A 23499-nucleotide genomic window follows, 5' to 3' on the forward strand; every position below is an offset into this window, starting at 1 on the left:
CACAATAATAAGCCGGCGGGGCGGTTATGCCCGCTCCGCCGATGGAGTACCTGCCTATGCTCGCTCAAGCCACCGTCCCGCAGCACCCGGGTATCCAGCCGCTTACGCTGGAGGAGCCCTACCTGCTGGAAATCGTCAACATCAGCAAAGGCTTCCCCGGTGTCGTGGCCCTGGATGATGTGCAGCTGCGCGTGCGCCCTGGCTCCGTGTTGGCGCTGATGGGCGAGAACGGAGCGGGCAAATCGACGCTGATGAAAATCATCGCCGGAATCTACCAGCCCGACAGCGGCGAAATTCGCCTGCGCGGCAAGCCGATCGTGTTCGACACGCCCCTGGCCGCCCAGAAAGCCGGGATCGCGATGATCCATCAGGAACTCAACCTGATGCCGCACATGACCATCGCCGAGAACATCTGGATCGGCCGCGAGCAGCTCAACGGCCTGCATATGGTCAATCACCGTGAAATGCACCGCTGCACCGCCGAGTTGCTGGCGCGCCTGCGTATCAACCTGGACCCTGAGGAGCAGGTAGGCAACCTGAGCATCGCCGAGCGACAGATGGTCGAGATTGCCAAGGCGGTGTCCTATGACTCCGACATCCTGATCATGGATGAACCGACATCGGCCATTACCGAGAAGGAAGTGGCCCACCTGTTTTCGATCATTGCCGACCTCAAGTCACAAGGCAAAGGCATCGTCTACATCACGCATAAAATGAACGAAGTGTTCGCCATCGCCGACGAGGTGGCGGTATTTCGCGACGGCCGCTACATCGGCCTGCAGCGCGCCGACAGCATGGACAGCGACAGCCTGATTTCGATGATGGTGGGCCGCGAACTGAGCCAACTGTTCCCGGTGCGCGAAACCCCGATCGGCGAGCGGCTGATGTCGGTGCGCGACCTGCGCCTGGACGGGGTGTTCAAGGGGGTGTCGTTCGACCTGCACGCCGGCGAGATCCTCGGGATCGCCGGGCTGATGGGCTCGGGCCGTACCAATGTGGCCGAAACCCTGTTCGGCATTACCCCGGCGGACGGCGGCCGGATCACCCTCGATGGCGAGCCGGTGCGCATCAGCGACCCGCACATGGCCATCGACAAAGGCTTCGCGCTGCTGACCGAGGATCGCAAGCTCAGTGGGCTGTTCCCCTGTCTGTCGGTATTGGAAAACATGGAGATGGCCGTGCTGCCGCACTATTCAGGTAACGGTTTTATCCAGCAAAAAGCCCTGCGTGCGCTGTGCGAAGACATGTGCAGGAAGCTGCGGGTGAAAACGCCGTCGCTGGAGCAGTGCATCGATACGTTGTCCGGCGGCAACCAGCAGAAGGCGTTGCTGGCGCGCTGGCTGATGACCAACCCACGCCTGCTGATCCTCGACGAGCCGACACGGGGCATCGACGTCGGTGCCAAGGCCGAGATCTACCGGTTGATTGCTTTCCTTGCCAGCGAAGGCATGGCGGTAATCATGATTTCTTCGGAACTGCCCGAAGTGCTGGGCATGAGCGACCGGGTGATGGTGATGCACGAAGGCGAACTCATGGGCACCCTCGACCGCAGTGAGGCGACCCAGGAAAAAGTCATGCAGCTGGCCTCCGGTATGACCGCGGTCCACTGACAAACAGCTGCACGGGCCGGTGTCTGGCCCGCGCCCAAGAATAAGAAGGTGAAGGGTTATGAACGCAATAACAGACAACAAGCCTGCCATGGCCCCGGTCAAGCACCGGCGGCGAATACCCACCGAGCTGAGCATCTTCCTGGTGCTGATCGGCATCGGCCTGGTGTTTGAGGTGTTCGGCTGGATCGTGCGTGACCAGAGCTTCCTGATGAACTCCCAGCGCCTGGTGTTGATGATCCTGCAGGTGTCGATCATCGGTCTGCTGGCCATCGGCGTGACCCAGGTGATTATTACCACGGGGATCGACTTGTCCTCGGGCTCGGTGCTGGCATTGTCGGCGATGATTGCCGCCAGCCTGGCGCAGACCTCGGACTTCTCGCGGGCGGTGTTTCCCAGCCTGACCGACCTGCCGGTGTGGATCCCGGTAGCCATGGGCCTGGGAGTAGGGCTGCTGGCGGGGGCGATCAACGGCAGTATCATCGCCGTCACCGGTATTCCGCCGTTTATCGCCACACTGGGCATGATGGTTTCGGCACGTGGCCTGGCGCGTTATTACACCGAAGGGCAGCCGGTGAGCATGCTGTCCGATTCCTACACCGCGATCGGCCACGGCGCGATGCCGGTGATCATCTTTCTGGTGGTGGCGGTCATCTTCCACATCGCCCTGCGCTACACCAAATACGGCAAGTACACCTACGCCATCGGCGGCAATATGCAGGCGGCGCGTACGTCGGGGATCAACGTCAAGCGCCACCTGATCATTGTCTACAGCATCGCCGGTCTGCTGGCGGGCCTGGCGGGTGTGGTGGCGTCGGCGCGCGCGGCGACAGGCCAGGCCGGCATGGGCATGTCTTACGAGCTGGATGCGATTGCCGCCGCCGTGATCGGCGGCACCAGCCTGGCGGGCGGGGTAGGGCGCATTACCGGCACGGTGATTGGCGCACTGATCCTGGGCGTGATGGCCAGCGGGTTTACGTTTGTGGGGGTGGATGCGTATATCCAGGACATCATCAAGGGCCTGATCATCGTGGTGGCGGTGGTGATCGATCAATATCGCAATAAGCGCAAGCTTAAACGCTGAGCTGTAAGGCACAAGGCACAAGCTGCCAGCTGCAAGCTGCAAGCTGCAAGTCCGATTAGCTCTACAGCTTGTCGCTTGCAGCTTGCGGCTTATAGCTGCTCTACGAACTTTCCTGCTATAAACGCACTCCGATAACCATTCGCCAAGCCCGTCCTGGTGTCTTTGGGGGTTATATCGGTAAAAATGCCTGTCTTTTCAGTTGCTGCGCCCTCAAGTCGGCCTTAGACTGCCGCCCCTCGTAAATTGAGTGCCGGGTGGCGCTTGGAATGGACGGCGCCCTTCCGAGACCTGCACAGGTCGGCCGGAACGCTCCCTTATTCGCCTTAATGCACGTATTTTTTATAGAGAAATCAATGACAAAGGAAAAGTTGCTGGCCATGCCGGCGGATGACTACATGAATGCCGAACAGCACGCTTTTTTCGAGAAGTTGCTGCAAGACATGAAAGTGGAACACCACGAGCGCATTGAACAGAACCGTATCGCCATTGAAAGCCTGGACACCCCGGCTGACCCGGCCGACGCTGCTTCCGTGGAAGAAGAGCGCACCTGGCTGGTCAACGCCATCGACCGCGACCAGCGCATGCTGCCGCAGCTTGAGCGTGCCCTGGAACGCATCAAGGAAGATTCCTTCGGCTGGTGCGATGACAGCGGCGAGCCTATCGGCCTCAAGCGCCTGCTGATCAGCCCGACCACCAAGTACTGCATCGAAGCGCAAGAGCGCCACGAGCAGATCGACAAGCATCAGCGCCAAGCCTGATGCGGTGAAGCCGGGGAACCGTTCCTACGGTTCCCTGGAGGAAGACCCGCTACACCCCGTCTACTATTGATCTACTGCACGGCACCCCACTAAAGGCCCATGGATAATGGCCCGATAGTGGCGTTTAATGCCGTGACAATAAAGACAAACAGTGGGGTGACGAAATGGCTGGGGACGGATCTCTGATGGGCGCAGCAGTGCCGCCACACGCGGTGGCGCGCCGCTTGCCCGGCTGGTTGACGCCGCTGTTGCAGAGCACCGCTCTGGTGCTGGTGCTGCTGGGCCTGGCGTTCGCCAATCTGCCGATCTACCTGTGCCTGACGCTGGCGCTGCTGGTGGTCTGGCTGCCCCGTTTGAAGGCGCGGGCGCCGGCCACTGTCGCTGCCTCTACCGCCGATGCGATTGGCGAACTCACCCGCGACCTGTCCTATACCACCAGCCATAACGCGCTGTCCGCGGCCGGCGTGGCCTATTCGGTCAAGCAACTGGCGGCGCGCCTGCAATCCCAATTGACGGCGGCCAAGCAGATTGTCGGCAATGCTGAAGTCATGATCAGCACCGAGCAGGCCACGTCCCAACTCAGCCGGCAGGCTCTGGGTGCCGCCAGCCAGGCCCATCAACGCAGTACCGAAGGCCGGGAAGTGCTGGTGCAATCGATCACCCGCATGCGTCAGCTGAGCCAGCGCGCCAATGCCAGCCGCGAGCTGATCGAAGCCTTGAGCCAGCGCAGTGAGGAAATCCAACGGGTGACCCTGGTGATTCAGTCCATCGCCAGCCAGACCAACCTGTTGGCGCTCAATGCCGCCATCGAGGCGGCGCGGGCCGGTGAACATGGGCGCGGGTTCGCGGTGGTGGCCGACGAAGTGCGCGGCCTGGCCGGGCGTACAGCCACGGCCACCGATGAGGTCGGGGTGATGGTGGCGGATATCCAGCAGCGCACGGCCCAGGTGGTGGAGCAGATCCGCCAATTGTCGGCAGATCTGCACGCTGGTGTCGAGCAGGTGGAACACGCGGGGGAGCAATTGGACAACATTGCCAGCCTGGCGGCGGATGTGGAAGGCCAGGTCAACCAGATCGCCCAGGGCACCGACACCAACCAGGCCCAGCTCGACAGCCTGTTCCATGCCGTCGAACAGATGCGCAGCGATTTAAGCGTCAGCGATGCGCAGACCCGCCAGTTGGCCGAAGCCGCCGTGCAGATGGAAGGGCAGGCCGAAATCATCAGCGAACGTCTCGCGGCGGTGGGGCTTGATGATTATCACCAGCGGGTCTATGACCTGGCGCGTGAAGGCGCGAGCCGCATAGGCGCGCAGTTCGAAGCGGACGTGCAGCAGAACCGTATCAGCCTGGATGACCTGTTCGACCGTACTTACACCCCGATTCCCAACACCAGCCCGAGCAAGTACCACACCCGCTTCGACGGCTATACCGACAAAGTGCTGCCACCGATCCAGGAGGCACTGTTGCCGCGTCACGAAGGGTTGGTGTTTGCCATTGCCTGCACGCCGCAGGGCTATGTGCCCACCCACAACGCGGCGTTTTCCCAGCCGTTGACCGGGGATGCGCAAGTGGATGCGGTACAGAACCGCACCAAGCGCAAATTCGACGACCGCACGGGGATTCGCTGCGGCAGTCATCAGCAGGCGGTGTTACTGCAGACCTACACCCGCGATACCGGCGAGCTGATGCATGATCTGTCGGTACCGATCATGGTCAACGGCCGGCATTGGGGCGGTTTGCGCCTGGGTTATAAACCGGAAAGTGCCAAGCGCTGAGGTTAGACGCGACTGTCGCTCGCATCACGCCTTGGCGGGCTCATGCAACAGAGCGTTCAGGTCATCCACCGCCGGCGCCCATTCGGCGTCGACGTGTAATTGCTCCTTGAGAAAGCTCGCTTGTTGCTCGCTCCAGAACGGCGCATCGATCAATTTCACGTCGTCCGGCAGACGGTGAGCGGCGGTGAACTGCTCGATCGCTTCCTGGGACGAGTCCAGGCCGAGTTGATCGAACAGGGTTTCCAGGGTTGGGGTCGTGGTGTCCATCGAATATCTCCATGCGGGCTGAGGGGCGTTATGCATGGGAGACTTCTGGCAATGCAGAGTTCGAATTAGTTTGTCAGGAGGTCAGCGCGCCTGCATCCACGGCGGTCTTGAGGGCCTGGGCCGACTCTCTGGCAGCATGGGCGGCCGCTTCCTCGGTCTTGAACCAGCGGTCTTTTTCTACCTGGTGGGTGCTCATCGCACTTGAAGGTGGTTTGGCGCGCATCACGATCACTGCTTGAAATTCCCCGTCTACTTCCCTGGCTTCGCCGCGAATAAAAAATTCGCCGATATCAAATTCCGTCACGTATAGCCTTCCCTTCGAGGTATTCAACTGCACTGATGAAACCTGACCCGCACAGGGGGGCAAACTTCAATGGACGGGCCAGTATGGCAGTAGTTGGAGGGCAACGGCGCGGTAAAGTCAGCCAGGTGACGAAACGATCCCGTCATACAGCATGGCTTCCAGTTGCTTGGCCAGTTCGCAGGCCTTGCCGTGGCCGCTGCGAAAGCCTCGAATCCGACCACTGGTGACTTCCATGATATGAAAGAAATCTCTTCCGGCCGGCACCACTTGGTAAAGAACGGAATTGGAGTACCCATTCAGGCTCTGCACACAGTAGTATTGGCGCGCGTCGGTACATGCTGAACGCGTATTGAAAGACGTAGCGGGGTCATGACTGCGTTGCATGGTCAGCTCCTTTCGATCAGTCTTATGAATTGAACGGCAGCGTTGCAGAGTGGTTTGGCCCTATGTGGCTGCTTTAGTATGATTGTTGTTGTCGGTCGACACTCGGTTCCATGCCGAGGTATTTTGTTAAGTGTTGAGTGTCGGAAAACGACGTTTTCCATCGGGTTTTTCTCTGAAGAGGCGCGACCGGTATTCTCCGGTCACTGAACCTGTGATTTCCTGTGAACGCCGTTGACCTGGCATCAGGTCGATCGATGTGCGCCTGCACCGACGGCGCGGCAGGATGTTTCTTCGGGTTTTCAACGAATAGGTTGTGTCATCGAGCCGTTACGGCCGTTTTGTGTGCTGCCCGTTTTTGCGGACAGCACTTTTTTTGATGTGGGGGCTTTTCCTTGGCAGTCAGTAATCTGGATATGCACGCACTGTTCGTGCTGGGTGATTTACGCGCAAAGTTGGTCAAACAGTTCCAGTCCCGTTTTGTTTACGTCACCGAGCAGACGCCTGAAGGTATCTACATCGCCGAAATCGATACTGAAACGGCGATGGTGGTGGATGACAAGCAGCATCTGGAACTTAAGGTAGGCGACCATTTTCGAGCGGCTGTATTGCCCAGTCGTGAAGGTGGCAAGTTTGAATTGAAGTTTCGCGATATCAAGTTAACGGTATATGGCCTGGGCGATTACGCCTTTGTTTCTTCGGCCGAAGGCGAGGGCATCCTATTCAAGGAAGGCCATAGCGTCATGCTGGTGTTCGCCGTCCATGAACAATTGCAGGAAGGCCTGACCAAGACCCTCAAGGCCGTGACCGCCAAGGCCGCCAAGTGGCGCAAGGGTGAGCTGGTGACGTTCAAGGCCAGTGAGTAACGCATTTATAACACCCCCTTGCGGTGTCTTTCGGAACCTCTACTACAGTTGAGTTGACTTAACTATTCAGGGGCTTCGCGCGTTCGCAGCAAAGCCATCCGCTATGGCTGCAGTAACGCGAGGTAAGGCATGAAAGGTTTGAGAACCCTGTTGGCGGCGTCACTGACGAGCCTGAGTCTGTCGATGGCCTCCTTGCCGGTTTGCGCCGCGCAGGCCCCGGTGCATTTTGCCGACCTGAATTGGGAAAGCGGCAGCCTGATTACCGAAGTGCTGCGGTTTATCGTCGAGAAGGGCTACGACTTGCCCACCGACACCTTGCCAGGCACGACCATTTCCCTGGAAACCGCACTGGCGAAGAATGACATCCAGGTGATCGGCGAAGAGTGGGCCGGCCGCAGCCCGGTGTGGGTCAAAGCCGAGGCCGAAGGCAAGGTGGCGGGGCTGGGCGATACCGTCAAGGGCGCGACCGAAGGCTGGTGGGTGCCGGAGTACGTGGTCAAGGGCGACCCCGCCAAAGGCATCAAGCCGCTGGCGCCGGACCTCAAGAGCGTCAATGACCTGGCGCGCTACAAAGACGTGTTCAAAGACCCGGAATCGCCCGGCAAGGGGCGCTTTCTCAACAGCCCCATCGGCTGGACCTCGGAAGTGGTCAACAAGCAGAAACTCAAAGCTTATGGCCTGGACGACAGCTATGTGAACTTCCGCAGCGGCTCGGGCGCGGCGCTGGATGCGGAAATTGCTTCATCGATCCGCCGCGGCAAGCCAGTGCTGTTCTACTACTGGTCACCGACGCCCTTGATGGGGCGCTACAAACTGATTCAGCTGGAAGAACCACCGTTCGATGCCGAGGCCTGGAAGACGCTGACGGATGCGGATAACCCCAATCCGAAACCGACCCGCTCGCTGGCGTCGAAGTTGAGCATCGGCGTGTCGACGCCGTTCCAGAAAGACCACCCGCAGATCGCCGGTTTTTTTCAGAAGGTCGAATTTCCCATTGAACCGCTGAACAAAGCCTTGGCGACCATGAGCGAAAATCACACCCCGCCAAGGGAGGTTGCCCAGGCGTTTCTCAAGGACCATCCCGAGGTATGGAAAGCCTGGCTGACCGAGGATGTGGCGCAGAAGGTCGAGGCCAGCCTGAAGTAGGCAACGGGTTGCTGTGCGACGAAATACCGGCAAAAAAAGCCAGGGCGGCTATTCTCTTGCGCATCTTTTCATGGAGAGCCCGTCATGAGCTTTGTGATTGCACGGTGGATCGTCGGCATATTCACCGGTATCAGCGTGGTGCATTTGTATTGGGCCGCCGGCGGCAAGCTTGGCAGCCTCGCCGCCATCCCCCAGCTGCCTGGCGAATTCGCCAGCGGTCCGCGCCCGGCATTCAAGCCTTCGGCCCTGGGCACCTTTCTGGTCGCAATGGGGCTGGTGGCGATTGCCTTGCTCGTCTGCCTGCGCGCCGGCCTGTACTTTTCCCCGATTTCCCACCGTGCGCTGCAATGGGGTATCAGTGTCATTGCCGTACTGATGTTTGCCAGGGCGATTGGCGATTCGGAACTGGTGGGTTTTTTCAAGAAAGTCAGTGGATCGACGTTTGCTCGATGGGATACATACCTTTACTCGCCGCTGTGCCTGGTGCTGGGGGTAGGGTTGCTGGTGGTGGCGTGGGTGTGAAGCACACAGACGTCTTTACAGCGCTGGGACGGCGCTGAGGCCGTGATCAGAGCGCTTGCTCCCTTGTAATTCGATGTGAATTGAGGCCGTGACCGCATAACGCAATAAGGCATTTTAATGGCCCCTTTGTAACAAAATCCTCGCCAGAATCGCGTTTATTTTCAGGTGGTTAGGCGGGGATGCAAATGCGCAATGTTGGAATCATGCTGATCGCTTGCTCCCTGGCGGGCGGTGCGGCTGCGGTGCAGGCGCGGGAGTTGCGCGAAGGGGACAAGTACATGTGCAGCTGGGGTGCGGGCACGGCCGCCAGGGCTCAAGAGTTGAAGCTGTCGGGTGTGTCGTTGTATGCCGCCCGGCAGAAGATCCAGACCATCAAGTTCAGCAAGTCCTGGATGCGCATGATGGCCATGGGGATTACCGAACAGACGTATGACAGCCGGTCACGGCTCAAACCTGAGGCCATTCGCCAGAGTTTTTATCAGGACTGTGTGCGTTATAAGGTGGCGCGCAAGTAACCGAGCGGCGCTGCGCGCGCGGGTTTACAAATCCCCCACAAACCCTGTGTTTGCATTTGCATACAATTGCGCCCGTAATTGCCAATTGAGCAGGGCGCCAGCGGTCATGCAGCAGCCACATCACCCTTCATCCAACAGCCTGCGCTACCTGATAGCCGCCGTGGTCGGCATTGCACTGATGCTTGGCGCCTATTTCATGCATATCAACGCCCGGGCTGATCGCGAGCGAGCGATGGCTGCCGAGCGTCTGGCGCTGTGCCAGCAAGTGGCGCGGGTCGCCAGTGTGACTGCGAACGGCAGCCTGGATGTGCGCGATACATGTGAGCAATTAAGCGAACAATCGCAGAAAAGTACGCCGCAGTTATAAGTAATAACCCTTGGTTATTTAAGGACTAATACTGTTAGTTGCACCAAAAAGTGGCACCTGAATGTCCTGTTGCCCTAAAAAAGATGTGGTTATTGAAGGACTTACAGCGCTTTTATTCCGACGAAAGGACTCCAGTAATCTTGTTACAGCTTTTTACTGCGGTTAAAATAGCCTCGCGTTCACCTCCCACGGTTTATGCATTTTTAAATCCCAAGTTTCCATCAGCTACTTGGGATTTTTTTTGCCTGGGATTTAACCTTGGCGTCAAACTTGATCTTCGGCAAACTCCGCGCGCATCCGTCCATTGTGTTTGGCCTGGTAGAGCAACTTGTCGACGTCTTCGACAAAACCCAACATTGAGCTGCCGGGTTTGACGATTCGGGTGCCCACGCCCAGGCTCAAGGTCAGCAGGTTCGATACCGTGGAGAACCCATGTTCGATCTGCTGCTGGCGGATCAGGTGCAGGCAGCGTTGCGCCACCTGCCGCGCTGATCCCGCGTCGGTTTCCGGCAGCAGCCACACGAACTCTTCGCCGCCGACCCGCGCGATGAAGTCCCTGGGCCGGTTCGCCGCCAGCGACAGGGTATGCGCCACCTGGCGCAGGCATTCATCGCCCTTGATATGGCCATAATGGTCGTTGTACTGCTTGAAAAAATCGATATCCAGGATGATCAACGACAGCGGCAGTTGGCTGCGCAGAGCGCTGGCCCATTCGCGGTCCAGCACGGTGTCGAACATGCGTCGGTTGGCAATGCCGGTGAGGCCGTCCTGGTAGGAATACTCCTCAAGCTGCTTTTGCAGGCGAATCAGGTGTTCTTCGGTCTGCTTGCGCTCGCTGATGTCGAACATAAAGCCTATCAAGGCTTCCACCTCGCCATCTTTGCGCACGACATGCACCACGTCGCGAATCCATACGTAGTCGCCGTTGACCGTCAGGGCCCGATAATCCGCTTCATGGTCCACTCCCGCGCGGGATTGCGACACGCAGAAATTCACCACGTATTCACGGTCGTCCGGGTGCATGCGCTGTACCCAGTCATCCACGCTGACCCAGCTCTGCGGCGTCCAGCCAAGCAACGCTTCGATCTGCGGGCCGATGTAACTGAAGGTCATGCTTTGCCAGTCGATGCGCCATGGAATGGCCTTGGTGGATTCCAGCAACGTCTTGTACACATCGGTGTCGGGTTGGCTGGAAGGGGCGATGCTCATGGCGGAGGGCTCTAAATGATGGCTAAGTGCCAAGAGCCTCTGGTGATCGAGGGGCAGAGTCAAGCGCGGGGCAAGGCAACAGACGAGAGGTCGTCGGCGCTTCCCTGGCGCCAGCGAGAAGTCATTGCCGATTTACAGGCGGCGCACAAAGGATTTGACGATGTGGCGAGTGGCGTCGGTGGTGTCCAGCTGATCCATGGCGGTATAGGCATGCCAATGGCAATCGACGATCTCATTGCGTGGACGGGCCTCTTCGATGTTCACCACGGAGGCTTCGAACACGTGATGCACGGTGTCGCGGGCCTTGAGTTCCTGCAGGTACAGCAAACCGTCCACGCTCAATCCGGTTTCTTCTTCCAGCTCACGTGCAGCCGCGCCCACTGGACGTTCGTCGCGTTCGACCTTGCCACCGGGCAACGCCCATTTCGATCGGGCCTTGCGCACAAAGAGGATATGCCCCTCATGTTCGCAAATGACCGTAGCCCTGATTTTCATCGTCTGTGCCCTTCAGGTGATGACTGTCACAAAAGTGTAATGCAATTGTCATGCTAAGTGGTTATGGCGCGTGGCCGCGGGTATGTGGATACTGCCCGATTGATCCAAAAGCACGAGGTAAACAGATGAGTACCGTACGCTGGGGCATGATCGGCTGTGGCAGTGTCACTGAAGTAAAGAGTGGACCCGCATTCTATAAAGCGCCAGGTTCGGCCCTGGTGGCGGTGATGGGGCGTCGCGAGGAGGCGGTGCGTGATTATGCGGCACGCCACGGCATCGCCCGTTTCTATACCGACGCCCAGGCACTGATCGACGACCCTGAAGTGGACGCGGTGTACATCGCCACACCGCCCGACAGCCATCTCGAATACAGCCTGATGGTGGCCGCGGCCGGCAAGCATTGCTGCGTCGAAAAGCCCATGGCGCTGAACGCCGAACAGAGTGCGCTGATGCAGCGCACGTTCGAGCGTGCCGGCCTGCACCTGTTCGTCTCCTACTACCGGCGTTCGCTGCCGCGTTTCCAGCAAGTACGCGAGTGGCTGCGCGAGGGGCGCATTGGGGAACTGCGCCACTTGACCTGGACCCTGTGCAAACCGCCGGGCGCCGAGGATGGCACTGCCGCCAACTGGCGTACCGATCCGGCGATTGCCGGCGGTGGCTACTTCGCCGACCTGGCCAGCCATGGCTTCGATTTATTTCAGTACCTGGCCGGGGACATCGTCGAAGTGTCGGGCTTCACTGCGCGCCAGGCCGGGCGCTACGCGGCCGAAGATGCAGTGACGGCCTGCTGGACCTTCAGTTCGGGCGCCCTGGGCATGGGCTGCTGGAACTTTGTCGCCGACCGTCGCGAAGACAGTGTCGAGCTCATCGGCAGCCGCGGGCGCATTCAGTTTTCGGTGTTCGAAGACCAGCCGCTGCGCCTGCAAGGGGAGTGCGATCAAGTGCTGGAGGTGCCGTGCCATGCGCATATCCAATGGCATCACGTGCTGGCCATGAACGCGCATATTCGCGGCGAAGCCGAGCATCCGTCCTTGGCCATCGAGGCGCTGAAGACCGATCGGATTCTGGACAAGGTGTTGCAACGTAACCCCAATCATCCTGGCTAACTGCGGTACACCGGTTTTTTCCAAAGGAATACACGCATGAAATACTGGATGGTGATGTGGCTGGCGCTGACCACCGGCGCCCTGGCGGCGCCGCGTGACCCAGGGACGCCGGGGCAATTTGATTTCTATGTGCTGTCGTTGTCGTGGTCGCCGACGTTTTGCCTCACGCACCCTGACAACGAACAGTGCTCCGGCAAGGGCTATGGCTTCGTGCTGCACGGCCTGTGGCCGCAATTTGCCCGGGGCGGTTGGCCGGCCTCCTGTGCACCGCAACAACCACTGAGCCGTGAAGCCCTGGCCAAGGGCGCCGCGCTGTTCCCCACGGCGGCGCTGCTCAAGCATGAATGGGCCCGGCACGGCACCTGCAGCGGCCTTGAACCACTGGCGTATCTGGAAAAAACCGACACGGCCCTGGGCGTGGTGTCCATTCCCGCGCAACTTCAGCCGTTCCACACGCCGGCATCGCTGTCGGCCCGCGAGATCGAGACGCTGTTTCGCCAGAGCAACCCACGCATGGGCGACCATGGGCTGGCAGTGATCTGCAAAGGCAAAGTGCTGTCGGAAGTGCGGGTATGCCTGACCAAGGACCTGGCTTTTGCCGGTTGCCCCCGTAGCGTCAAGACCCAATGCCGCCAGGGCGAGATTCGCATCCCTGCGCAGCGTTAGGGCTGCATCGCCACACGAAAGCGCTCATCGAAGTCTTCGGCCAATTGCGCCAGGCTCACCTGGCCCAGGCGCTGCAGCAGCAGCGCCTGGGCCTGTTCGAAGGCATCCGTCAGTGCCGCGTTCACCGCTTGTTCCACCAGGCATTCAGGGTGGTCGGTAGACAGCCCGATGGCAAATATCGACGGCGTGCCGAGGGCGTTATGAATGTCCAGCAAGGTGATCTCATTTAAAGGCCTGCCCAGGGTCCAGCCGCCCTGATGGCCCTTCTCGGAACGCACATAGCCCTTGTCCTTGAGCAGCCCCAACGTGCGACGCACCACCACCGGATTGGTGCCGAGCATCTTTGCGATGGTCTCCGAGGTGGCGCGCTCGTCGTGGCGACCCATGTGGATCAGCACATGCAGCATGCGCGATAGCCGCGTGTCGTTTCTCATTGATCAGCCCCAAGGTGGAATGGGTCGAAAGTATCCTTCGTAACCTGAAAAGTTGCGAGATGCTTGACGCTCTATTTTCATGTAACTTATGGTGTGTCATGAAAGCGCCCGGATACCCGAGTGCATCTGACACGAGGCCATACTCATGATCTACGACGTCATTATCGTTGGCGGCAGCTATGCCGGCTTGTCCGCAGGCCTGCAACTGGCGCGGGCGCGGCGCACTGTACTGGTGATTGATGCGGGTCAGCGGCGCAACCGATTTGCCGCCACTTCTCACGGTTTTCTGGGGCAGGACGGCCAGGCGCCCGACGTTATCGCCAATGCCGGCCGCAGCCAGTTAATGGCGTATCCGACCGTCAGCTGGGTGCAGGACAGTGTGATCCAGGCCGACGCTCACGCGGGCGGTTTGCGCTTGCGCACTCAGTCGAACGGCGAGTTCAGCGCGCTGCGGGTGATCCTTGCCACCGGCGTGGTCGACGAATTGCCCGCCATCGACGGCCTGGCGCAGCGTTGGGGCAAGCGGGTGTTCCATTGCCCGTACTGTCACGGTTATGAGCTGGACCAAGGCCGCATCGGCGTATTGGCAACGTCTGCCCTGGCGATGCACCACGCGTTGATGCTGCCGGATTGGGGCACCACCACCCTGTTTACCAATGGGGTGTTCACACCCGATGCCGAGCAGCAGGCGCAGTTGGAGCGCCGTGGCGTGCGTGTGGAACCCACGAGGGTGAGTCGCATCAGCGGTGAACACGCGGACCTTGAGTTGGTTGACGGTCGGGTGATCCAGATGGACGGCATCTTTACCCAGTCCCGCACCCGGATCAGCCCATTGGCCGAGCAGTTGGGGTGTGAACGTATCGACGGTCCCTCCGGTCCTTATCTGTTGACCGGTGAGACCCGCCAGACCTCCGTGACCGGGGTGTTCGCCTGTGGTGACCTGTCCCTGGCCGCCGGTTCGGTGGCGTTGGCGGTGGGCGAGGGCGTGCGCGCCGGGGTGGGCGCGCATGTTTCGTTGATCAACGGTTGAAGCCAGGGCGCCAAGGGTGATTTTGTTCAATACTGCCGCGCGCGCACCTTTTATCGTGATGCCCTGTTTATGTACCTTCATGAAAAGGGAACCACCATGAGCCTGATCATTTCCATGGCCGCCTTCGCGCTCGCCACCTCCATCACGCCTGGCCCGGTCAATGTGGTGGCGCTCAGTTCCGGCGCGCGGTTCGGGTTTGTCGCCAGCCAGAAGCACGTGTTCGGCGCCGCGGTCGGGTTCACGTTGCTGCTGGTGCTGATCGGCCTGGGCCTGCACGAGGTGCTGCAGCGCTGGCCGGTCCTGACCCAGCTGATCCAGTGGGGCGGCGTAGTGTTCCTGCTGTACATGGCCTGGAAACTGGCGGTGGACGACGGGCGCCTGGATGCCCAGGGCAGTGCGACGGCGCCATCGATGCTCTATGGCGCGATCATGCAGTGGCTCAACCCCAAGGCCTGGCTGGCGTGTGTGGCGGGCATGGGCTTGTTCGTAGCAGACGGCGATGCGGCCCAGGTCTGGATATTCGCCGCGCTTTACCTGGTGATCTGCTATCTGTCGGTGGCGTGCTGGGCTTATGCCGGCACTTTTCTGCGCCGTTACCTGGGCAACCCCCGCGGCGTGCGGGTGTTTAACCGTTCAATGGCCGCGTTGCTGGTGGCCAGTGTGGGTTATTTGCTGATGGCATGAGCCGGTCGCGGTATTGGCCTGGCGTGGCGGCGAAATGTTGTTTGAAAGCGCGCTGGAAGTGGGCCTGGTCGGCGAAGCCGGCGGCAAGCGCCACGTCGGCGATCAGCTCGCCCTGGCGCAGTTGGTTGCGCGCAAACTGGATACGTTGGTTGACCAGGAACGCGTGAGGCGTCAGCCCGTAATACTGCTTGAATGCGCGGATCAGGTACGACGGCGACAGCTGCGCCGCCAGGCAGATGTCTTCCAGTTTCAACGCCTGGGTGCAGTGCGCGCGAATGTACTCGGCCGCACGCTCCAGCTTGTGGTTGACCTCGCGCATCGGCGTCGGCGACGGGTTCAGGCGTTGCTGCACATCGCTGAAGTAGCTCACCAGCGCACTCTGCTTTTGCAGGTGTTCGGCCTGTTCATCCACCAGTGTGCGGTACAGCGCCAGCAGGCCACGATACAGCAGCGGGTCGCGGGTATAAGGCGTATCGAACGGCCGATAACCCTGGTCGGTGCTGAAACCCAATTGGTATTGCAGGTCGGTGAGCCAGGGCGTGTCGATGTACAGCATCCGGTAGGACCACGGCTCGTTGGCGATAGGATTGCAGGCGTGCACATCGCCTGGGTTCATTAACACCACGGTGCCGGCGCTGATCTCAAAGGTCTCGGCGCCGTAATGGTAATAGCTGCGCCCGGCGGTGATCGCGCCGATGGAAAAATGCTCGTGGGCGTGCCGCGCGTAGGTGACTTTGCGCCCGTCGGCAATGGCACGAGCCTCAATGAACGCCAGTGCGGGGTCTCGCCAGAAAAATGGAGCGGTTGCAGCCGTCATAAGCAGTTCTCCTGCGGGCGCACATCGAAAACAGTGGACCGCATTCCGTCAGGCCGGGACCAGGAACGCGGCTTCCAGCAATTGCCGGGTATAGGCATGCTGCGGAGCGGCAAAAATGGCCTGCGCGTCGCCCTGTTCCACCACTTGCCCCTGCTTGATCACCATCAACTGATGGCTCAGCGCTTTCACCACCGCCAGGTCGTGGCTGATGAACAGGTAGGTGAGGTTGTACTTGGCCTGCAGGTTGCGCAGCAATTCCACCACTTGCCGTTGCACGGTGCGATCCAGCGCCGAGGTCGGTTCGTCCAGCAGGATCAGGCGCGGCTTGAGCACCAGGGCGCGGGCGATGGCGATGCGCTGGCGCTGGCCACCGGAGAATTCGTGTGGGTAGCGATGGCGGGACTCAGGGTCCAGTCCGACTTCCTTGAGCGCGGCGATAATCGCGGTTTCCTGTTCGGCCGGGGTGCCCATCTTGTGGATGCGCAAGCCTTCGCCGACGATCTCGCTGACGCACATGCGCGGGCTCAGGCTGCCGAACGGGTCCTGAAACACCACCTGCATTTCCCGGCGCAGCGGTCGCACCTGCTGCTGGCTGAGGGCATCGAGTTGCTGGCCCTCGAAACGAATGCCGCCCTTGCTGGCGATCAAACGCAATATCGCCAGGCCCAGGGTGGATTTGCCCGAGCCGCTTTCGCCGACGATACCCAGGGTCTGGCCCTGGGGCAGGCTGAAATTGATGCCGTCCACCGCCTTGACGTAATCGACGGTGTTGCGCAAAAAGCCCTTCTTGATCGGAAACCAGACTTTCAGGTCATCGACCTCCAGCACCGGCGGCCCGACCGCATTATCGGCCGGGCCGCCGCTGGGCTCGGCCGCCAACAGTTCCTGGGTGTAAGGGTGCTGCGGCGTCTGAAACAAGGTCTCGCAGTCGGCCTGCTCAACGATGCAGCCCTGTTGCATCACGCACACTCGATGGGCAATCCGCCGCACCAGGTTCAGGTCATGGCTGATCAATAACAACGCCATGCCCAGCCGTGCCTGCAGCTCCTTGAGCAGTTCCAGAATCTTCAGCTGTACGGTGACGTCCAGGGCGGTGGTCGGTTCGTCGGCGATCAACAGCTCCGGCTCGTTGGCCAACGCCATGGCGATCATCACCCGCTGGCGCTGGCCCCCCGAAAGCTCATGGGGCAGGGCCTTGAGGCGTTTGTGCGGCTCTGGGATGCCCACCAGTTCCAAGAGTTCCAGGGTGCGCCGGGTGGCGACCTTGCCGGTGAGCCCCTTGTGCAGGCCGAGAACTTCGTTGATCTGCTTCTCAATGGAGTGCAGCGGATTCAACGAGGTCATCGGTTCCTGAAAGATCATCGCGATGCGGTTACCGCGAATATGCCGCAGGGTTTTTTCCTTGAGCGTCAGCAGGTCCTGCCCGGCGTACTCAATGGTGCCGGACGGATGCCGCGCCAACGGGTAGGGCAGCAGGCGCAGGATCGAGTGGGCCGTCACCGATTTGCCCGATCCGCTTTCGCCCACGAGCGCCAGGGTTTCGCCGCGCCTGATATCGAAACTGACGTTGTTCACCACGCGGTGATGATGTTCGCCGGTGACAAACTCGACGCTGAGGTCGCGGATTTCGATCAGATTGTCCTGATTCATCTCATTTCCTCGGGTCGAAGGCATCGCGAGCGGACTCGCCGATAAACACCAGCAGACTCAACATGATCGCCAGCACGGCAAAGGCGCTCATGCCCAGCCACGGCGCCTGCAGGTTGGATTTGCCCTGGGCCACCAATTCGCCCAGCGACGGTGAGCCGGCGGGCAGGCCAAAGCCAAGGAAGTCCAGGGCGGTGAGGGTGCCGATGGCGCCGGTAAGAATGAACGGCATAAAGGTCATGGTCGACACCATGGCATTGGGCAGGATGTGGCGGAACATGATCGCGCCGTTCTGCATGCCCAGCGCCCTTGCCGCGCGCACGTATTCCAGATTGCGCCCGCGCAGGAACTCGGCGCGCACCACGTCCACCAGGCTCATCCACGAAAACAGCAGCATGATCCCCAGCAGCCACCAGAAGTTAGGTTGCACGAAACTGGCGAGGATGATCAGCAGGTACAGCACCGGCAACCCGGACCAGATCTCCAGGAAGCGTTGCCCGGCCAGATCGACCCAGCCGCCGTAGAAACCCTGCAACGCCCCGGCGATCACGCCGATAATCGAGCTGAGCACGGTCAAGGTGAGGGCAAACAGCACCGACACCCGAAAGCCGTAGATGACCCGCGCCAGCACGTCGCGGCCCTGGTCATCGGTGCCCAGCAGGTTGACCGACGACGGCGGCGCGGGAGCAGGCACCTTGAGGTCGTAGTTGATGCTCTGGTAGCTGAACGGAATCGGCGCCCACAGGGTCCAGGCGTCCTTGGCCTTGAGCAGTTCCTGGATATACGGACTCTTGTAGTTGGCCTCCAGCGGGAATTCGCCGCCGAACGTGGTCTCGGGGTAGCGCTTGAGTGCGGGGAAATACCAGCCGCCGTCGTAGTGCACCGCCAGCGGTTTGTCGTTGGCGATCAGCTCCGCGCCCAGGCTGAGCACGAACAGCGTCAGGAACAGCCACAGCGACCACCAGCCACGCTTGTTGGCCTTGAACCGTTCGAACCGGCGGCGATTGAGGGGGGACAGGTTCATCTCAATGCTCCCGGCTGGCAAAGTCGATGCGCGGATCGACCAGGGTGTAGGTGAGGTCACCGATCAGTTTCACGATCAGCCCCAGCAGGGTGAAAATAAACAGCGTGCCGAATACCACCGGGTAATCGCGGTTGATCGCCGCTTCGAAACTCATCAGGCCCAGGCCGTCCAGGGAGAAAATCACCTCCACCAGCAACGAGCCGGTGAAGAAAATCCCGATGAACGCCGAGGGGAAACCGGCGATCACCAGCAGCATCGCGTTGCGAAATACATGGCCATAGAGCACGCGGTGGTTGGTCAGGCCCTTGGCCTTGGCGGTGATCACGTACTGCTTGTTGATCTCGTCGAGAAAGCTGTTTTTGGTGAGCAGGGTCATGGTGGCAAAGTTACCGATCACCAGCGCCGTGATCGGCAATGCCAGGTGCCAGAAATAATCGAGGATCTTGCCGCCCCAGCTCAACTCGTCAAAGTTGTTGGAGGTAAGGCCACGCAGCGGGAACCAGTCGAAATAGCTGCCGCCGGCGAACACCACGATCAGCAGGATCGCAAACAGGAACGCCGGGATCGCATAGCCGACGATGATCGCCGAGCTGGTCCACACGTCGAAATGGCTGCCGTGCCGCGTGGCCTTGGCGATCCCCAGTGGGATCGATACCAGGTACATGATCAGCGTGCTCCATAGCCCGAGGGAGATGGACACCGGCATTTTTTCCTTGATCAGATCGATGACCTTGGCGTCCCGGAAGAAGCTGTCGCCGAAATCCAGGCGCGCGTAGTTCTTGATCATGATCCACAAGCGTTCCGGCGCCGACTTGTCGAAGCCGTACATCTTCTCGATTTCCTTGATCAGCGCCGGGTCCAGACCCTGGGCGCCACGGTAACTGGAGCCGGCTACCGCGACCTCGGCGCCGCCGCCGGCGATCCGGCTGGTGGCGCCCTCAAAGCCTTCGAGCTTGGCGATCATCTGCTCCACCGGGCCTCCGGGGGCGGCCTGGATAATGACGAAGTTGATCAGCAGGATCCCGAACAGCGTCGGGATAATCAACAGCAGGCGGCGAATGATATAGGCCAGCATTCAATTGCCTCCGCTCGCCGCTTCGGCGCTCGTCTGGGGGACCGATGGCACGGCGGGGGGTACGTTGGGCTTGCTCCACCAGGTGGATACGCCAACATCGTACAGCGGCGACACTTTGGGATGACCGAGGTGGTTCCAATAGGCCACGCGGAACGTCTTGATGTGCCAGTTTGGAATCACGTAGTAGCCAAATTGCAGCACTCGGTCCAGTGCCCTGGCGTGAGCGATCAGGCTGTCACGGGAGTCGGAATCGATCAGCGCCTCCACCAATTCGTCGACCGCCGGGTCTTTGAGGCCCATGTAATTGCGGCTGCCCGGCTTGTCGGCACTGGTGGATTTCCAGAACTCGCGCTGCTCGTTACCTGGCGACGAGGATTGCGGAAAACTGCCCACCAGCATGTCGAAGTCCCGCGAACGCAGGCGGGTGACGAACTGCGACACGTCCACTCGGCGAATCACCAGGTCGATACCCAGGTCGGCCAGGTTGCGCTTGAACGGCAGCAGGATGCGTTCGAACTCGGTCTGGGCCAACAGGAATTCGATGGTCACCGGTTTGCCGGTGGTGTCGACCATCTTGTCGTCGACGATTTTCCAGCCGGCCTCCTGCAAGAGTTGGTAGGCCTCGCGCTGCTGGGCGCGAATCATCCCGCTGCCGTCGGTTCTGGCCGGTTCGAACGCTTCGGTAAACACCTGCGGCGGGATTTTATCGCGCAGCGGTTCGAGAATTTTCAATTCGTCGGGGCCGGGCAGGCCGGTGGCAGCCATGTCGGAGTTTTCGAAATAGCTGCGGGTGCGCGTGTAGGCGCCGTTGAACAGCTGCTTGTTGCTCCATTCAAAGTCCAGCAGCAGGCTGATGGCCTTGCGCACTCGCACATCCTGGAACATCGGCTTGCGTGTGTTGAACACGAAGCCCTGCATGCCGGTGGGGTTGCCGTTGGGGATTTCTTCCTTGATCAGGCGGCCTTGCGCCACGGCGGGCACGTTGTAGGCGTTGGCCCAGTTCTTCGCGCTGAACTCCGACCAATAGTCGAATTGCCCGGCCTTGAGCGCCTCCAGGGCCACCGTCGCATCGCGGTAATAGTCAGTGACGCGTTGGTCGAAGTTGTACAGGCCCTTGTTGATCGGCAGGTCTTTACCCCAGTAGTCCTTGACGCGCTCATAGCGTACCGAGCGTCCGGCGTTGACCTCCGCCACTTTGTAGGGGCCGCTGCCGAGGGGGAACTCCAGGTTGCCTTTGTTGAAGTCCCGCGTGGCCCACCAGTGCTTGGGCAATACCGGCAACTGGCCGAGGATCAGTGGCAGTTCGCGGTTATTGGTGCGCTTGAACTTGAACAGTACCCGCAGCGGGTCCTCGGCGATCACTTCGTCGACATCGGCATAGTAAGTGCGGTAGAGCGGGGTGCCGTCCTTGATCAAGGTCTGGAAACTGAACACCACGTCGTCGGCGCGCATGGGGTGGCCGTCGTGGAAACGTGCCTCGGGGCGCAGGTAGAAGCGCACCCAGCTGTTGTCCGGGGCCTTTTCGATTTTGCCGGCCACCAGGCCGTACTCAGTGAAGGGCTCGTCCAGGCTCTGGGTGGCCAGGGTGTCGTAGATCAGCCCGATATTGTCGGCGGGCACGCCTTTGCTGATAAACGGGTTGAAACTGTCAAAACCGGACAGGCTCGATTCGCGGAACGTGCCGCCCTTGGGGGCGTCGGGGTTGACGTAATCGGTGTGCTTGAAGTCCGCCGGGTATTTCGGCGGCTCGTTGTACAGAGTCAGCGCATGTTGCGGCGCGGCATGGGCTGCGGTGCACAGCAACAGGCTGGCGAGTGCAGTACGCAAGTACATCATTGGGCTTTCTCCGAAGCTTTCAGCCACCACGCGCTCAGGCCCAGGCTGTAGGGCGGCGTGGTGACAAAGGCGAACCGGTTGCGGTAGGCCAGGCGATGATAGTTGAGGTACCAGTTGGGAATGCTGTAGTGCTGCCACAGCAGCACCCGGTCCAGGGCGCGGCCGGCGGCCAATTGTTCGTCGCGGGTCTGCGCCGCCAGCAGTTGTTCCAGCAGGTGGTCGACCACAGGGTTGGCGATGCCGGCGTAGTTCTTGCTGCCCTTGATCGCGGCCTGGCTGGAGTGGAAGTACTGCCACTGTTCCAGGCCGGGGCTCAAGGTCTGGTTGAGGGTGATGAGGATCATGTCGAAGTCGAACTGATCCAGGCGCTGCTTATACTGGGCGCGGTCGACGGTACGCAGGTGCGCATCGACGCCGATGCTGATCAGGTTCTCGATATAAGGTTGCAGAATCCGTTCCAGGTTCGGGTTGACCAGCAGAATCTCGAAACGCAGCGGCTGCCCCTCCTTGTTGAGCAGGCGTTGGCCGGACAGTTTCCAGCCGGCCTCGCCCAGCAACGCCAGGGCACGCCGCAAGGTCTCGCGGGGGATGCCGCGCCCATCGGTCTGGGGCAGGCTGAAGGGCTGAGTAAACAGACTGGCTGGCAACTGTTCGCGGTAGGGCGAGAGCATCAGCCATTCATGACCCACCGGCACGCCAGTCGCTGCGAACTCGCTGTTGGGGTAGTAGCTCAAGGTGCGTTTGTAGGCGCCGCTGAACAGGGTGCGGTTGGTCCACTCGAAGTCGAACATCATCCCCAGGGCTTCACGTACCTTGACCTGGCTGAAGGTCGGGCGTCGTGTGTTCATGAACAGACCCTGGCTCTGGGTCGGGATCTGGTGGGCGATCTGCGCCTTGATCACGTCGCCGCGGTTGACCGCCGGGAAGGTGTAGCCATTGGACCAGTTCTTGGCCTGGTGCTCGATATAGATGTCGAACTCGCCGGCCTTGAACGCTTCGAAGGCGACATCGCTGTCGCGGTAGAACTCCACGTCGACCTTGTCATAGTTGTAGAAGCCCCGGTTAACCGGTAGGTCCTTGCCCCAGTAATCCTTGACCCGTTCGAACACCAGTTGCCGGCCTGGCGTAACCTTGCTGATACGGTACGGCCCGCTGCCCAGCGGGGGTTCGAAGGTGGTGGCCTTGAAGTCGCGGTTCTTCCAGTAATGCTGCGGCAACACCGGCAGCTCGCCCAGGCGCAGGATCAGCAACGGGTTGCCCGCGCGCTTGAACACAAAGCGGATTCGGTGAGGGTTGAGCACATCCACCCGCGCAACTTCCTGCAGATTGGTGCGGTATTGCGGATGGCCCTCGGTGAGCAGTGTGCGATAGGAAAACGCCACGTCATCGGCGGTGATCGGTTTGCCGTCATGGAAACGTGCTTCCGGGCGCAGATTGAACACCACCCAGCTGCGGTCCTCGCTGTACTCCACCGATTGCGCAATCAGGCCATAGCTGGAAGTGGGTTCATCGCCGGACGGCGCGTATTGGCCGGTGCCGACCATCAACGGCTCGTTGAGCTCATTGATACCATATTGCGAGAAATTGGGCGTGGAAACCGGGCTTGAGCCCTTGAACGTGTAGGGATTGAGCGTATCGAAGGTGCCAAACCCCATCACCCGCAGGGTGCCGCCTTTGGGCGCCGCAGGGTTTACCCAGTCGAAGTGGGTGAATTTGGCCGGGTACTTGAGCGTGCCGAACTGCGCGTAACCGTGGCTTTCGGTAATCGTCGCGTTGGCAGCAAAGCTCAAGGCCAGACTTATTAGTAGAAGGAGGGGACGCTTCAAGTCAGAGATCCGATCCAGGCGGCTTGGGCTTTATGATCGGTACAGTAACAGCTTGTTC

At 60.5% G+C, this 23499-nt stretch carries 24 protein-coding genes; 13 read left to right on the forward strand and 11 right to left on the reverse strand.

Features of this window, described 5'->3' with window-relative positions; translation table 11 throughout:
* Positions 1-56 precede the first annotated feature (56 nt).
* From G7025_RS05245 to G7025_RS05260, 4 genes are all read left to right on the forward strand, one after another.
* Positions 57-1610, forward strand: coding sequence for a sugar ABC transporter ATP-binding protein (locus G7025_RS05245; protein WP_181077146.1), 1554 nt, complete (start codon positions 57-59; stop codon positions 1608-1610).
* A 58-nt stretch (positions 1611-1668) separates the two neighbouring features.
* Positions 1669-2691: an ABC transporter permease gene (locus tag G7025_RS05250; protein ID WP_181077147.1), complete on the forward strand. Its 1023-nt coding sequence runs from the start codon at positions 1669-1671 to the stop codon at positions 2689-2691.
* Positions 2692-3044: 353 nt separating this feature from the next.
* On the forward strand, positions 3045-3449 hold the full coding sequence (locus G7025_RS05255; protein WP_003191666.1) for a TraR/DksA family transcriptional regulator: 405 nt from the start codon (positions 3045-3047) through the stop codon (positions 3447-3449).
* A 548-nt stretch (positions 3450-3997) separates the two neighbouring features.
* The gene (locus G7025_RS05260) at positions 3998-5224 is read left to right on the forward strand and encodes a methyl-accepting chemotaxis protein (protein WP_375139322.1); all 1227 of its coding nucleotides are present in this window, start codon (positions 3998-4000) and stop codon (positions 5222-5224) included.
* A 24-nt stretch (positions 5225-5248) separates the two neighbouring features.
* Here G7025_RS05260 and G7025_RS05265 read toward each other — a convergent pair whose 3' ends face one another.
* The gene (locus G7025_RS05265) at positions 5249-5491 is read right to left on the reverse strand and encodes a DUF2789 domain-containing protein (RefSeq protein ID WP_181077149.1); all 243 of its coding nucleotides are present in this window, start codon (positions 5489-5491) and stop codon (positions 5249-5251) included.
* Between the two features lie 73 nt (positions 5492-5564).
* A complete protein-coding gene (locus tag G7025_RS05270) occupies positions 5565-5795 on the reverse strand; it encodes a hypothetical protein (RefSeq protein WP_181077150.1) in 231 nt (76 codons plus the stop codon).
* Between the two features lie 797 nt (positions 5796-6592).
* On the opposite strand from G7025_RS05270, the gene G7025_RS05280 reads away from it, so the two are divergent.
* From G7025_RS05280 to G7025_RS05300, 5 genes are all read left to right on the forward strand, one after another.
* Complete coding sequence (locus G7025_RS05280; protein WP_181077347.1) at positions 6593-7042, forward strand: hypothetical protein; 450 nt, start codon at positions 6593-6595, stop codon at positions 7040-7042.
* A gap of 129 nt (positions 7043-7171) precedes the next feature.
* Entirely contained in the window at positions 7172-8188 is a 1017-nt protein-coding gene (locus G7025_RS05285) for an ABC transporter substrate-binding protein (RefSeq protein WP_181077154.1), read from the forward strand.
* A gap of 84 nt (positions 8189-8272) precedes the next feature.
* On the forward strand, positions 8273-8710 hold the full coding sequence (locus tag G7025_RS05290) for a DUF3995 domain-containing protein (RefSeq protein ID WP_181077156.1): 438 nt from the start codon (positions 8273-8275) through the stop codon (positions 8708-8710).
* A gap of 185 nt (positions 8711-8895) precedes the next feature.
* Positions 8896-9225, forward strand: a complete 330-nt coding sequence (locus G7025_RS05295; protein WP_181077158.1) for a hypothetical protein — start codon at positions 8896-8898, stop codon at positions 9223-9225.
* Between the two features lie 106 nt (positions 9226-9331).
* The gene (locus G7025_RS05300; protein ID WP_181077160.1) at positions 9332-9592 is read left to right on the forward strand and encodes a hypothetical protein; all 261 of its coding nucleotides are present in this window, start codon (positions 9332-9334) and stop codon (positions 9590-9592) included.
* 264 nt (positions 9593-9856) lie between these two features.
* Here G7025_RS05300 and G7025_RS05305 read toward each other — a convergent pair whose 3' ends face one another.
* Together G7025_RS05305 and G7025_RS05310 are read right to left on the reverse strand one after the other, a co-directional pair.
* Positions 9857-10801, reverse strand: coding sequence for a sensor domain-containing diguanylate cyclase (locus G7025_RS05305; protein ID WP_181077162.1), 945 nt, complete (start codon positions 10799-10801; stop codon positions 9857-9859).
* Positions 10802-10933: 132 nt separating this feature from the next.
* Positions 10934-11296: an NUDIX hydrolase gene (locus G7025_RS05310; protein ID WP_181077164.1), complete on the reverse strand. Its 363-nt coding sequence runs from the start codon at positions 11294-11296 to the stop codon at positions 10934-10936.
* A 125-nt stretch (positions 11297-11421) separates the two neighbouring features.
* Between G7025_RS05310 and G7025_RS05315 the strand changes: the two genes are divergently transcribed.
* On the forward strand, positions 11422-12402 hold the full coding sequence (locus G7025_RS05315) for a Gfo/Idh/MocA family protein (protein WP_181077166.1): 981 nt from the start codon (positions 11422-11424) through the stop codon (positions 12400-12402).
* Positions 12403-12438: 36 nt separating this feature from the next.
* Positions 12439-13068, forward strand: a complete 630-nt coding sequence (locus G7025_RS05320; protein ID WP_181077168.1) for a ribonuclease T2 family protein — start codon at positions 12439-12441, stop codon at positions 13066-13068.
* On the opposite strand, the gene G7025_RS05325 is transcribed toward G7025_RS05320, so the two are convergent.
* Positions 13065-13502 carry an Rrf2 family transcriptional regulator gene (locus G7025_RS05325; protein WP_181077170.1) on the reverse strand — a complete coding sequence of 146 codons (438 nt, stop codon included), beginning with the start codon at positions 13500-13502 and terminating at the stop codon, positions 13065-13067. The two genes, G7025_RS05320 and G7025_RS05325, sit on opposite strands and share 4 nt — an antisense overlap.
* 145 nt (positions 13503-13647) lie before the next feature.
* Here G7025_RS05325 and G7025_RS05330 point away from each other — a divergent pair, with 145 nt between their 5' ends.
* Positions 13648-14532 carry an NAD(P)/FAD-dependent oxidoreductase gene (locus G7025_RS05330; RefSeq protein WP_181077172.1) on the forward strand — a complete coding sequence of 295 codons (885 nt, stop codon included), beginning with the start codon at positions 13648-13650 and terminating at the stop codon, positions 14530-14532.
* A 96-nt stretch (positions 14533-14628) separates the two neighbouring features.
* A complete protein-coding gene (locus G7025_RS05335) occupies positions 14629-15216 on the forward strand; it encodes a LysE family translocator (RefSeq protein WP_181077174.1) in 588 nt (195 codons plus the stop codon).
* On the opposite strand, the gene G7025_RS05340 is transcribed toward G7025_RS05335, so the two are convergent.
* The 6 genes from G7025_RS05340 to G7025_RS05365 are packed head-to-tail and all read right to left on the reverse strand — an operon-like array spanning position 15158 to position 23441.
* The gene (locus tag G7025_RS05340; protein ID WP_181077175.1) at positions 15158-16033 is read right to left on the reverse strand and encodes an AraC family transcriptional regulator; all 876 of its coding nucleotides are present in this window, start codon (positions 16031-16033) and stop codon (positions 15158-15160) included. The two genes, G7025_RS05335 and G7025_RS05340, sit on opposite strands and share 59 nt — an antisense overlap.
* Before the next feature lie 48 nt (positions 16034-16081).
* Positions 16082-17683: an ABC transporter ATP-binding protein gene (locus tag G7025_RS05345; RefSeq protein WP_181077177.1), complete on the reverse strand. Its 1602-nt coding sequence runs from the start codon at positions 17681-17683 to the stop codon at positions 16082-16084.
* Position 17684: 1 nt separating this feature from the next.
* Positions 17685-18704, reverse strand: a complete 1020-nt coding sequence (locus G7025_RS05350) for an ABC transporter permease (RefSeq protein ID WP_181077179.1) — start codon at positions 18702-18704, stop codon at positions 17685-17687.
* Position 18705: 1 nt separating this feature from the next.
* Positions 18706-19779 (reverse strand): microcin C ABC transporter permease YejB, encoded by a 1074-nt coding sequence (locus G7025_RS05355; RefSeq protein ID WP_181077181.1) that lies wholly within the window; start codon positions 19777-19779, stop codon positions 18706-18708.
* Entirely contained in the window at positions 19780-21615 is a 1836-nt protein-coding gene (locus G7025_RS05360) for an extracellular solute-binding protein (protein ID WP_181077182.1), read from the reverse strand. It abuts the gene before it with no gap.
* On the reverse strand, positions 21612-23441 hold the full coding sequence (locus G7025_RS05365; protein WP_181077184.1) for an extracellular solute-binding protein: 1830 nt from the start codon (positions 23439-23441) through the stop codon (positions 21612-21614). Before G7025_RS05365 ends, G7025_RS05360 begins: the two co-directional genes overlap by 4 nt.
* Positions 23442-23499 lie beyond the last annotated feature (58 nt).

The organism is Pseudomonas lurida (assembly GCF_013522705.1).
GTDB classification, from domain to species: Bacteria; Pseudomonadota; Gammaproteobacteria; order Pseudomonadales; family Pseudomonadaceae; genus Aquipseudomonas; species Aquipseudomonas quebecensis.

What these genes read in the sequence shown, in the direction of transcription:
- G7025_RS05245 (WP_181077146.1), top strand. Translation starts at nt 57, where the DNA reads ATGCTCGCTCAAGCCACCGTCCCGCAGCACCCGGGTATCCAGCCGCTT.
- G7025_RS05250 (WP_181077147.1), top strand. Translation starts at nt 1,669, where the DNA reads ATGAACGCAATAACAGACAACAAGCCTGCCATGGCCCCGGTCAAGCAC.
- G7025_RS05255 (WP_003191666.1), top strand. Translation starts at nt 3,045, where the DNA reads ATGACAAAGGAAAAGTTGCTGGCCATGCCGGCGGATGACTACATGAAT.
- G7025_RS05260 (WP_375139322.1), top strand. Translation starts at nt 3,998, where the DNA reads ATGATCAGCACCGAGCAGGCCACGTCCCAACTCAGCCGGCAGGCTCTG.
- G7025_RS05265 (WP_181077149.1), bottom strand. Translation starts at nt 5,491, where the DNA reads ATGGACACCACGACCCCAACCCTGGAAACCCTGTTCGATCAACTCGGC.
- G7025_RS05280 (WP_181077347.1), top strand. Translation starts at nt 6,593, where the DNA reads ATGCACGCACTGTTCGTGCTGGGTGATTTACGCGCAAAGTTGGTCAAA.
- G7025_RS05285 (WP_181077154.1), top strand. Translation starts at nt 7,172, where the DNA reads ATGAAAGGTTTGAGAACCCTGTTGGCGGCGTCACTGACGAGCCTGAGT.
- G7025_RS05290 (WP_181077156.1), top strand. Translation starts at nt 8,273, where the DNA reads ATGAGCTTTGTGATTGCACGGTGGATCGTCGGCATATTCACCGGTATC.
- G7025_RS05295 (WP_181077158.1), top strand. Translation starts at nt 8,896, where the DNA reads ATGCGCAATGTTGGAATCATGCTGATCGCTTGCTCCCTGGCGGGCGGT.
- G7025_RS05300 (WP_181077160.1), top strand. Translation starts at nt 9,332, where the DNA reads ATGCAGCAGCCACATCACCCTTCATCCAACAGCCTGCGCTACCTGATA.
- G7025_RS05305 (WP_181077162.1), bottom strand. Translation starts at nt 10,801, where the DNA reads ATGAGCATCGCCCCTTCCAGCCAACCCGACACCGATGTGTACAAGACG.
- G7025_RS05310 (WP_181077164.1), bottom strand. Translation starts at nt 11,296, where the DNA reads ATGAAAATCAGGGCTACGGTCATTTGCGAACATGAGGGGCATATCCTC.
- G7025_RS05315 (WP_181077166.1), top strand. Translation starts at nt 11,422, where the DNA reads ATGAGTACCGTACGCTGGGGCATGATCGGCTGTGGCAGTGTCACTGAA.
- G7025_RS05320 (WP_181077168.1), top strand. Translation starts at nt 12,439, where the DNA reads ATGAAATACTGGATGGTGATGTGGCTGGCGCTGACCACCGGCGCCCTG.
- G7025_RS05325 (WP_181077170.1), bottom strand. Translation starts at nt 13,502, where the DNA reads ATGAGAAACGACACGCGGCTATCGCGCATGCTGCATGTGCTGATCCAC.
- G7025_RS05330 (WP_181077172.1), top strand. Translation starts at nt 13,648, where the DNA reads ATGATCTACGACGTCATTATCGTTGGCGGCAGCTATGCCGGCTTGTCC.
- G7025_RS05335 (WP_181077174.1), top strand. Translation starts at nt 14,629, where the DNA reads ATGAGCCTGATCATTTCCATGGCCGCCTTCGCGCTCGCCACCTCCATC.
- G7025_RS05340 (WP_181077175.1), bottom strand. Translation starts at nt 16,033, where the DNA reads ATGACGGCTGCAACCGCTCCATTTTTCTGGCGAGACCCCGCACTGGCG.
- G7025_RS05345 (WP_181077177.1), bottom strand. Translation starts at nt 17,683, where the DNA reads ATGAATCAGGACAATCTGATCGAAATCCGCGACCTCAGCGTCGAGTTT.
- G7025_RS05350 (WP_181077179.1), bottom strand. Translation starts at nt 18,704, where the DNA reads ATGAACCTGTCCCCCCTCAATCGCCGCCGGTTCGAACGGTTCAAGGCC.
- G7025_RS05355 (WP_181077181.1), bottom strand. Translation starts at nt 19,779, where the DNA reads ATGCTGGCCTATATCATTCGCCGCCTGCTGTTGATTATCCCGACGCTG.
- G7025_RS05360 (WP_181077182.1), bottom strand. Translation starts at nt 21,615, where the DNA reads ATGATGTACTTGCGTACTGCACTCGCCAGCCTGTTGCTGTGCACCGCA.